Consider the following 7,863-nt stretch of genomic DNA (forward strand, 5'->3'; position numbering starts at 1 on the left):
AAATCCAAAGAGTGGCTGGAAGGCAAAGCCGCGAATGCTCATGTGTCGACGGATCGGGTGCTCAAGGCCGCTAAAGCCAAAAGACCTTGAAAGGGCTGGCTTTGAGAGGGAAATGGATTGTAGAAAAAACATACGTTGAAGACATGTCAGGCGTGGCTGTCAGTCGTTGGGCGGACGGGACTCGCCAGCCGACGTCGCCTTGCGCGTTTGCCTACAACTACGCCAGAATCCGCCGGCTTGTGCGCCTGGGGTTGAGTCGGTAGTTTGGACCTGTCACTGCTCATCAGTGATCGGGTTTAGCAGCTCGTGGTGAAACAGGTTGTGCAAGGCGTCATCCAGTCGGGATTCCCATCCTGCACTTGATGGTGGCTGTGCGCAGGGCGTCCCCGGACGCGCCGGTTTCTTGTTTCCCCGGTCTGCTAACCTGCGTACAGCTGCCTCCCATCGTTTAGCAGCGAGCGGGTGATGGCTCCAATGACAGGAAGCAAGACGATGGCAAAAGATACTCCGAATCCCCCCGATACGAACGAACACGTCTCACGTGCTCAATCTGCCCGCAACAAGAAAATCGACGACGCTGCCACGCGAGCGTTGGATTACTACCTGAAGCCTAAGAGCGAAACGTCTGACAAATCGGACTCCATTTTTCGGATTGATCCGGGGGTTGATTCTGAGTGTTTGCTTGCGAATCTGAGTGAGAATTTGGCTTCGGCAAACGCGATGATCAGTGATTTGGCGTTTGATCTGGATGGATCGCGGCGGCGCGTTGCGTTGGGGATTTTGCAGGTGATTGAGGTGAGTGAGCTGTTGGCGAATCGGGCTTTGGATATTGTTGAGGTGAGGTAGGCTTGGCGAGCGGCAGCGTTCCTTAAGCAAAATAAAGGTCTTGTGGTAACAAGACCTTTATTTTCCGCAGAACGACTGAAGTCTTCTATGTAATGCGCAACTCGCAGTCTGATTGGACAATAGATGATAAGCGTAGGACGGTTGCTTGTTTGGTCCTAAGGCTCGCTCAACGATAGATCCGGAAGTCGTCCCGTGTCCCAGCTGCCCATTTCCACAGTTAGCTTGTATGGCAAGGGTTACAGCAGTAATAACAACCGTTGATTTGAGCATTAGCCCATGTAGCTCGCGCTGCGGCAACGGCACCTGTACAGGAGGGATGGGTTCCTAGGCTAACCTGATTTTCTTGTAGCGGCATATGGCTGCAACCTGTTGTGGTGTTGTGTACTTCGTAGTCGCCGTTGGCTTGTTCGTTTCTATTCACGATAAATGATGGCATTTTCTCGTCCTCGCTTCCGTGTGTCCGAGTGGGGTAGTGACTCGGCGTTTAGCCGTGCCCGGAATGCTACTTCAAACGCTGATGACCAGCAGGAGTGGAGGTTAGCTTGGGTATGGCAGAAAGCAATCACTCCTCCGAATGTCCGCCCTTGGAGACCTTTCGTTGTTCGGCGCCGCCCAAGTGGGCGAATGGGGCTTTGATGTGAGTTGGGCTGTCACCTTGCATCGGTTGGCGCTGGAGCAAGCCGGCGAGGTGATGACTGGATAATGTTTTAAGGAGCGCTTGTGCATAAAATCGCGCTACCTGCTAACACGAGCGGAGCAGCGACCATGGAATACGACGACAGATTGATAGAAGAATCTGTGCTTGCCTTGTTGGCAGCCTTCAGCTCCGACAGCGGCAATGCCTGGAAAGGATTCGACTTCGAGGTCATGAACCGATTACATGAACAAGGCCTCATCAGCGATCCGGTAAACAAGAACAAGTCGATCTGGTTGACGGACGAAGGGTTGGAGCGAGGTCGGCAGATTGCCGAGCGGTTGTTCGGGAAGAAGAGTTGAGGGTGCGTGTCGCCTCGTGATCGCTCGCCGGAAGCCATAGCAAACCCTATCGAAAGCCTGGCTTCAGCTAATGCCATGTTCGATGATCATTCGTCGCCCAGCAGAACGTGGCCAAACCTGGCGTCCTTATCCAGCGGCTTAATTGCCAATAGCTGATCAAGGCGAATCTCCTGGCGGCCTTCCGCGGTTTCGACTTCGAGAAATTCTTCCCGTGTGGAGGAGGTCCGTGTGGTGATCGCCTGGGCTGTCAGGCGTTGGCCGTTAGTCAGCTCGATGTCCAGCGTGTAGTCGCACAGGCAGGCAATCTCCAGGTAGTCGTGCAGGTCGCAGTGCAACGGTTTATAGGTGCTCATCTCATGTTTCATGGATAAATCTCGAACTGCAGTGGATTGTCATAGTCGCCAAAAATGTCCCCCAGTTTATTCAAGGCAGACGATTTGAATGATGCGGTTATCTCCATGAATTGTTGTGGGAAGGGCAGGGGACAGACCACGATTACGCTGAGTTCGGGGAGGCCTTGTGATGGAGCGCAAGCACGAGCATCGTCTACGGGTAGAGTACGCTCGGCTGCTGGAGCACAAGCGGCTTCATGTTCGTTACATGGATCCCGAACTGGTGGACCTGCTCGTAGACACCGTGACGTTCTACCTAGCAACCTTGGTTGATCCTTCTGGCGGCACAGATAGATAGCTTTCCCTGGGAAACTGGTGTTTTTTTCGTGGCCCTGATGTTCGGGTCAACGAGGTAGATTTATCTGGCGCTGCCACGTGAGCGTTGTCGAAAAGGAGTGGTTCCCGACAAAAAACGCGGGTCCCCCACCCTCGGTAAAACCTCAGGCAATGAGGGGGGAAGTGTTGGAGAGATTTAAGTTATCGGACCGGGCGCCGATAGGTTTGCGGAAGAAAATCACCGAAGGACCGGAGCATGTTTTACCCACGCGAAGCTGAAAAAGATCATCTCTATAACCGCATAGTCCTGCTCACCGTTGCTTGCTGTGTGCTGCTGTTGCTGGCCTCCCTGGCAAAACATTCCGGGACCATTTACGGGGCAATTCAATGGAGTGCTGTCGAGGTGAAAGGCACGGTGACGCAACTTGAAAGCATCCCGATGAATGAAAACGGCATCATCATTCGTTACCAATATGCCGACGGTGATCAGCAAGTCCATGAAGACGAATACGTGGACCAACGCTATAACGAACATGATCAGTACGAGGTAGGGGGTGACGTTGCCCTTCTGTATTCACGTTGGTTTCCCCAAATCAGCAGCATCGCCACCGAGCTACACACTTATCGCGCCAGCTTCTTTGTCATGGCTGGCGGGGTATTGCTGACATTGGTATTCCTCGGGATCTCCTTCATGACCTTCGGAAGCATCTATCGCATGAAGGAAGAAGACCGCTTCTATTGAAACGGTTGTCGGTCATGATGCCCAGAGCCCTCATTCATCCAGGTAATCGGTTTTCCCACCCATGAAAAAGTTGATCCTCGCGTTGCTTTCGCTCGTCCTGCTTTCCGGGTGCGTAACCAAGTCCTTGAGCGTTGAAGACCGCCACCAGATCAAAACGATCAAGATCCTTCCCGTGTACTTTGCGGTAGAAAACTTCCAATACACCAGCATGACTCAGGCGTGGGGTGCAGGCCTGGGGGCCGGAGCAGGCGCAGCGACTGGTATGGCCGCCGGGGCATCGAGCGCCGGCACGAGCGCATTGGCGGGCGCCGGTTCGGTCGTGGGCACCAAGGCGGCCGACGGCGCGACGGCAGATATTTCCCAGGCGATTCTGAACAACATGCAGGCTCACGGTATCGATGTGGGCCAACTGGTGCGTGAAAGCTTCGAGAGGCGCATCAAGCAAGAGGGGTTGTTCACCATCGTGGCGCAAGGTGAGCGAGCGGACGCTGACGTTGAAATCATGGTCTCGCCGTGGGGACTTAGCCTGAAAAACTACAGCACCGTGTTGTACCCCGTCATTGGCGTCAACGCCTCCATGAAACGCAGCGGCACCTCGGTTTGGCGCAACTTCAATACCATTTCGGTATTCAATGAAAGCAACACCATCGCTTACACCCCGGAGCAGTACGCCACCGATCCTGAAGCTGCGCGCGCGGCGTTTTCCCGGGTGTCTGATTTGGCTGTAGGTAAGCTGATTGAAGACCTGAAGCAATAACGGCACAGGCAAACCGGAGTGCTCTACGACAAAATGCTCGTCAAGGATTTACCCTGCCAAATGATGGTCGGAATTTCCAAATCCTTGACCCGGCAGCAGGGCGATTTACTCAACACCCAACGAACGCGTTCTCAAGGCGGCTAGAACTATGAATGAATATGGCCTATACGCTTTGGCATACGCGGTGTTCCTGCTGTTGTTTTTCTATATGAAATCCTACGGCCTCAGGAAATGGCTCGGCATAACCCTGCTTGCGCTGGGATTCGCGAGTATTTTTGCGCTGCCATCTTTCATCTCGGGCTTTGATGTGGGTATCGCTTCAACCAGTGCTATTGCTATCGGTGCGGCACTGTTTTTTAGCCGGGCACGGTATGTGGCGTGAGTCTGTATTCCTCTTTAATTGACCACTCACTCCGTGCCTACCAGCTGTCTCGATAATCGAAGGAGACCTGATAGACGTAGGTGGGCCAATCAATTGAATGCTGAAAATAAGGTTGGAGAATTTTTATCCATTCTTGTGGGACATTAAAGCCTCCGTTATTTATGTTGTTTTCGATTGGAATCCCTAAGGCTTCAATGACAGCGCCGTCCTCGCCCAAGTTTTTTGAGTATTCTTCTCCTTCGTAGGATTCGGTTTGCTTGCTAAACCATTCAAGTCTGAGTTTGAGTCCCATTTGGCTCGTTCAGCTTTTTGATCTGGTTTTGGTTGAGGGGGTGTCGGCGCTAGTCCCGATGAAGTATTCCAGTCCGGCAGGGAATTTCATGTCGAGTGTTTTCTTTATTTTTTTGAGTTGCTCTTCCGTTATCTCCAGCTCTCCTGGTTCAACGGCGTTGAATGGTTTTGCTTCAGTTATCTGGGCTAGCGCTTCGTTTTGCTCGGCGTTTTTTATGCAAATCTCAAATTGTAGTGAATCGTCTTTCTTGTCGTCTGGATAGAAGCCTGCTATTGAGAAGTAACGCATGGTATCCCTCTTTTTGATGCCTTTTAGTGAATTAGTTGCTGCTGGTTAAAAAAAGCAACAGGTTTCGTGGTAACTCTATTGAGCACGAATTTTCCAGTGCTTCAATTTGAGATGTGTTCAGTGCGTAGTCGTAAAAGTAACTTTCTTCTTTGTCCCAATTCATTATTTTTGCTAGAGCATGAGTGTCAATGCAGAGCATGTTTTCGTATGAGGCAAAGTCTTCGCCGTCTAATGTTCCCATTATTTTGTGTTTCAAGGGTCTATCCTATAGCGCCGTGCCGTGAGTTCATTCATAAAACTTGCTTTTAGGATCCTCCCATTTCCAACGCTTTACGTCGTCGCCACGTACAAACGTTTTGATGGGAAGTGGCTAGTTGTTTTTTACCAATTAGCTCGGTACCGAAATGCAATTTGATAATCGAATTTTTCTGGGGCGATTGAATGCCCAAAGAAGGGCTGGATGATAGATATCCATTCGGCGCGTACATCAAAGCCCCCGTCATATATTTCGGGTTCGCTTTCCAGATCCAGCGCGGTGATTACTGACAAATCATCCCCCAAGTCGTTCGAATATTCTTTGCCTTCGCCCAATTCGGTTTTTTTGTCGTACCAATCCAATCTTATTTTTAAGCCCATCGAATCCTCACAAATATTTTTTGATGTTGCGGTTTTTTCTAGCTTTACCTACTTGCACTCCCGTCCGATGATCGAACGCGCCTAAATGACTTCCGTCGCTTGCGCGATATACCTCTAGCTCGCCATGTTGGGAGTCCCATTCGTAAATGGTCCGTCCTTTAGGATCAACCCAACGTTCTCTGAGTCCAGCCCCTCCTTGTTTTGGTGTTTTCTTTTTTACCTCTTTGAGATTTGAAAAACCGGTAATTTCTTCGGTTTCTGGTGCTGGATAGTAGTCATGGTCGGCGTTACCGCTTCGCCTGACAGAGACCACGACATAAACCGGCCGAACCCCCGAATCCGCCGGGAACACCAGAATAAAATCCTTGTACTCCGGCGGATAGATCGGATCGACGATGATGCTGTCAGCCATCGGCGTCGGCGGATAGATCCAAATAGGTGGCGCCTGGGGCGCCGCTTCGAGAGCCGGAATGCCGAGGGTGTCAGCCGGATTGATAGCCGGCGTCCAGATCAGCTCGATCCCATCACCCAGGTCGGCGATGAACTGATCGGCTCGCGACGTGAACTGAACAACATCAACCATTTCCCAATCGGGATGCTGGCCGGTATAGAAGCCATACCCCTTGAGACTGCCGTCGGCCTGCTGCTCGACGCTCAGGCGCATGCGGCTGCGGGCCTGCTTGAGGTCGCGTAGCTGGTCTTCGCTATAGAGCGCGCTGTCGCCCAGGTTCGAAGGCCAGAGCAGGGCAACGATGCCTGTCAACAGGGCAGCGCCGACGGTGCCGCCAGCAACTGCAGCCGCGGAAGTCGCCGAACCACCCAGCGCGAGCCTGCCCAAGGTAACGGGAACCGTGCCAGCGCCGATCCGCTTGAGGGGGATCGTGCCGGATGGATCGGCGCTGCGACCACCGAGCCACATGAGTTCGCCGTACTGCTTGACCAGATCTGCCGGGACGTAGCCGTTGGGGTTGTTGTAATCGATGATGCCGTTGGGGAGCTTGCAGCTCTTGGCAAACACGCTTCCGGTCACGCTGAATACGGGCTTTTTATCCACCGTGGCCCAGCGCTCTCGTTCATAGGCTGCCTGCCGGGCAAGCATGGCTTCGTAAGCCAACTGCCGGGCTTCGCGCTCGGCCAGTTCGCTGGCGGTCATGTCCCGATAGGTGACGTGATGCCCGTCGCCGCCGGGCGGGTTTCGGACCTGGGGGATGTCTTTTTTGCGTGTCGCCACGTAGTGAATCTCGTCCGCTAAATGCAGCGCAGACGCTAACGCGGGAAGAGAGGGGCGCGATGTAGGAGGTTTCTTGAAGTGGTCGTTCCGGTTTCCTCAAAACAGGTAGGGCTGGCTATGAGGGGGCGGAACAATGTGAGGTGTCAGATGGGGCTGTCAGTCAGTGGGCAACCGCAACTCGCGAGCCGACGTCGCCTTGCGCCTTTGCCTACAACTACGCCAGAATCCGCCGGCTTGTTCGCCTTGGGTTGCGTCGGTAGTTTGGGACCTGTCACTGCTCATCAGTGATCGGGTTTAGTCGCCCAGGGTGAAACAGGTTGTGCAAGGCGTCATCCAGTCGGGATTCCCATCCTGCACTCGATGGTGGCTGTGCGCAGGGCGTCCTCGGACGCGCCGGTTTCTTGTTTCCCCGGTCGACTAACCTGCGTACAGCTGCCCCCCATCGTTTAGTCGCGAGTGGGTGATGGCTCCAACTACAGGAAACAAGATAATGGCAAAAGATACTCCGAACCCTCCTGATGCGAACGAACACGTCTCCCGTGCTCAGTCTGCCCGCAACAAGAAAATCGACGACGCTGCCACGCGAGCGTTGGATTTTTACCTGAAACCCAAGCCTAAGAGCGAAACGTCTGACAAGACCGACTCCATTTTACGGATTGATCCGAGTGTGGATTCTGAGTGTTTGCTTGCGAATCTCAGTGAGAACCTGGCTTCGGCGAATGCCATGATCAGTGATTTGGCGTTTGATCTGGATGGATCGCGGCGACGTGTTGCGATGGGGATTTTGCAGGTGATTGAGGTGAGTGAGCTGTTGGCGAATCGGGCGTTGGATATTGTTGAGGTGAGGTAGGGCAGCAGCCCTACGTGCTGCCCAGAATGAAAAAAGGTCTTGCCTAGCAAGACCTTTTTTGTGCCCGAGGGAGACTCGGTAACCGTCCGCCCAGCACCCTCTCCTGACAGCCCTCCAAATTGGCCAAGATAGTGGACACCATTTTTTAGTGGACACTATCTTGGATACAGTTGCC

The 7,863-nt window shown here is 53.1% G+C and carries 11 protein-coding genes; 6 read left to right on the forward strand and 5 right to left on the reverse strand.

Going from position 1 to position 7,863, the window contains the following annotated elements:
- Positions 1-492 precede the first annotated feature (492 nt).
- Both ASC85_RS26000 and ASC85_RS26005 read left to right on the forward strand, forming a co-directional pair.
- The gene (locus ASC85_RS26000) at positions 493-846 is read left to right on the forward strand and encodes a DUF6124 family protein (protein ID WP_057451932.1); all 354 of its coding nucleotides are present in this window, start codon (positions 493-495) and stop codon (positions 844-846) included.
- Positions 847-1,611: 765 nt separating this feature from the next.
- Positions 1,612-1,842 (forward strand): DUF6429 family protein, encoded by a 231-nt coding sequence (locus ASC85_RS26005; RefSeq protein WP_057451942.1) that lies wholly within the window; start codon positions 1,612-1,614, stop codon positions 1,840-1,842.
- Positions 1,843-1,928: 86 nt separating this feature from the next.
- Here ASC85_RS26005 and ASC85_RS26010 read toward each other — a convergent pair whose 3' ends face one another.
- Positions 1,929-2,195, reverse strand: coding sequence for a Rho-binding antiterminator (locus ASC85_RS26010; protein WP_057451933.1), 267 nt, complete (start codon positions 2,193-2,195; stop codon positions 1,929-1,931).
- Between the two features lie 571 nt (positions 2,196-2,766).
- On the opposite strand from ASC85_RS26010, the gene ASC85_RS26015 reads away from it, so the two are divergent.
- The 3 genes from ASC85_RS26015 (at position 2,767) to ASC85_RS26025 (ending at position 4,391) form a co-directional block, all read left to right on the forward strand.
- A complete protein-coding gene (locus ASC85_RS26015) occupies positions 2,767-3,252 on the forward strand; it encodes a DUF3592 domain-containing protein (protein WP_057451934.1) in 486 nt (161 codons plus the stop codon).
- 61 nt (positions 3,253-3,313) lie between these two features.
- Complete coding sequence (locus tag ASC85_RS26020) at positions 3,314-4,009, forward strand: hypothetical protein (protein WP_057451935.1); 696 nt, start codon at positions 3,314-3,316, stop codon at positions 4,007-4,009.
- A 148-nt stretch (positions 4,010-4,157) separates the two neighbouring features.
- Entirely contained in the window at positions 4,158-4,391 is a 234-nt protein-coding gene (locus tag ASC85_RS26025; protein WP_057451936.1) for a hypothetical protein, read from the forward strand.
- 37 nt (positions 4,392-4,428) lie between these two features.
- Here ASC85_RS26025 and ASC85_RS26030 read toward each other — a convergent pair whose 3' ends face one another.
- The 4 genes from ASC85_RS26030 to ASC85_RS26045 form a co-directional block, all read right to left on the reverse strand.
- The gene (locus ASC85_RS26030) at positions 4,429-4,683 is read right to left on the reverse strand and encodes a colicin E3-like toxin immunity protein (RefSeq protein ID WP_057451937.1); all 255 of its coding nucleotides are present in this window, start codon (positions 4,681-4,683) and stop codon (positions 4,429-4,431) included.
- Between the two features lie 9 nt (positions 4,684-4,692).
- The gene (locus ASC85_RS26035; protein ID WP_057451938.1) at positions 4,693-4,971 is read right to left on the reverse strand and encodes a pyocin S6 family toxin immunity protein; all 279 of its coding nucleotides are present in this window, start codon (positions 4,969-4,971) and stop codon (positions 4,693-4,695) included.
- Positions 4,972-5,352: 381 nt separating this feature from the next.
- Entirely contained in the window at positions 5,353-5,607 is a 255-nt protein-coding gene (locus tag ASC85_RS26040) for a colicin E3-like toxin immunity protein (protein WP_057451939.1), read from the reverse strand.
- 7 nt (positions 5,608-5,614) lie between these two features.
- On the reverse strand, positions 5,615-6,838 hold the full coding sequence (locus tag ASC85_RS26045) for a colicin E3/pyocin S6 family cytotoxin (RefSeq protein ID WP_057451940.1): 1,224 nt from the start codon (positions 6,836-6,838) through the stop codon (positions 5,615-5,617).
- A 490-nt stretch (positions 6,839-7,328) separates the two neighbouring features.
- Here ASC85_RS26045 and ASC85_RS26050 point away from each other — a divergent pair, with 490 nt between their 5' ends.
- The gene (locus ASC85_RS26050; RefSeq protein WP_057451941.1) at positions 7,329-7,688 is read left to right on the forward strand and encodes a DUF6124 family protein; all 360 of its coding nucleotides are present in this window, start codon (positions 7,329-7,331) and stop codon (positions 7,686-7,688) included.
- The last annotated feature ends 175 nt before the right edge of the window (positions 7,689-7,863 follow it).

Origin of the sequence: Pseudomonas sp. Root401 (genome assembly GCF_001425105.1) — a bacterium.
GTDB classification, from domain to species: Bacteria; Pseudomonadota; Gammaproteobacteria; order Pseudomonadales; family Pseudomonadaceae; genus Aquipseudomonas; species Aquipseudomonas brassicacearum.

Coding starts and splice junctions, on each gene's coding strand:
- ASC85_RS26000 (WP_057451932.1), top strand. CDS start 493: ATGGCAAAAGATACTCCGAATCCCCCCGATACGAACGAACACGTCTCA.
- ASC85_RS26005 (WP_057451942.1), top strand. CDS start 1,612: ATGGAATACGACGACAGATTGATAGAAGAATCTGTGCTTGCCTTGTTG.
- ASC85_RS26010 (WP_057451933.1), bottom strand. CDS start 2,195: ATGAGCACCTATAAACCGTTGCACTGCGACCTGCACGACTACCTGGAG.
- ASC85_RS26015 (WP_057451934.1), top strand. CDS start 2,767: ATGTTTTACCCACGCGAAGCTGAAAAAGATCATCTCTATAACCGCATA.
- ASC85_RS26020 (WP_057451935.1), top strand. CDS start 3,314: ATGAAAAAGTTGATCCTCGCGTTGCTTTCGCTCGTCCTGCTTTCCGGG.
- ASC85_RS26025 (WP_057451936.1), top strand. CDS start 4,158: ATGAATGAATATGGCCTATACGCTTTGGCATACGCGGTGTTCCTGCTG.
- ASC85_RS26030 (WP_057451937.1), bottom strand. CDS start 4,683: ATGGGACTCAAACTCAGACTTGAATGGTTTAGCAAGCAAACCGAATCC.
- ASC85_RS26035 (WP_057451938.1), bottom strand. CDS start 4,971: ATGCGTTACTTCTCAATAGCAGGCTTCTATCCAGACGACAAGAAAGAC.
- ASC85_RS26040 (WP_057451939.1), bottom strand. CDS start 5,607: ATGGGCTTAAAAATAAGATTGGATTGGTACGACAAAAAAACCGAATTG.
- ASC85_RS26050 (WP_057451941.1), top strand. CDS start 7,329: ATGGCAAAAGATACTCCGAACCCTCCTGATGCGAACGAACACGTCTCC.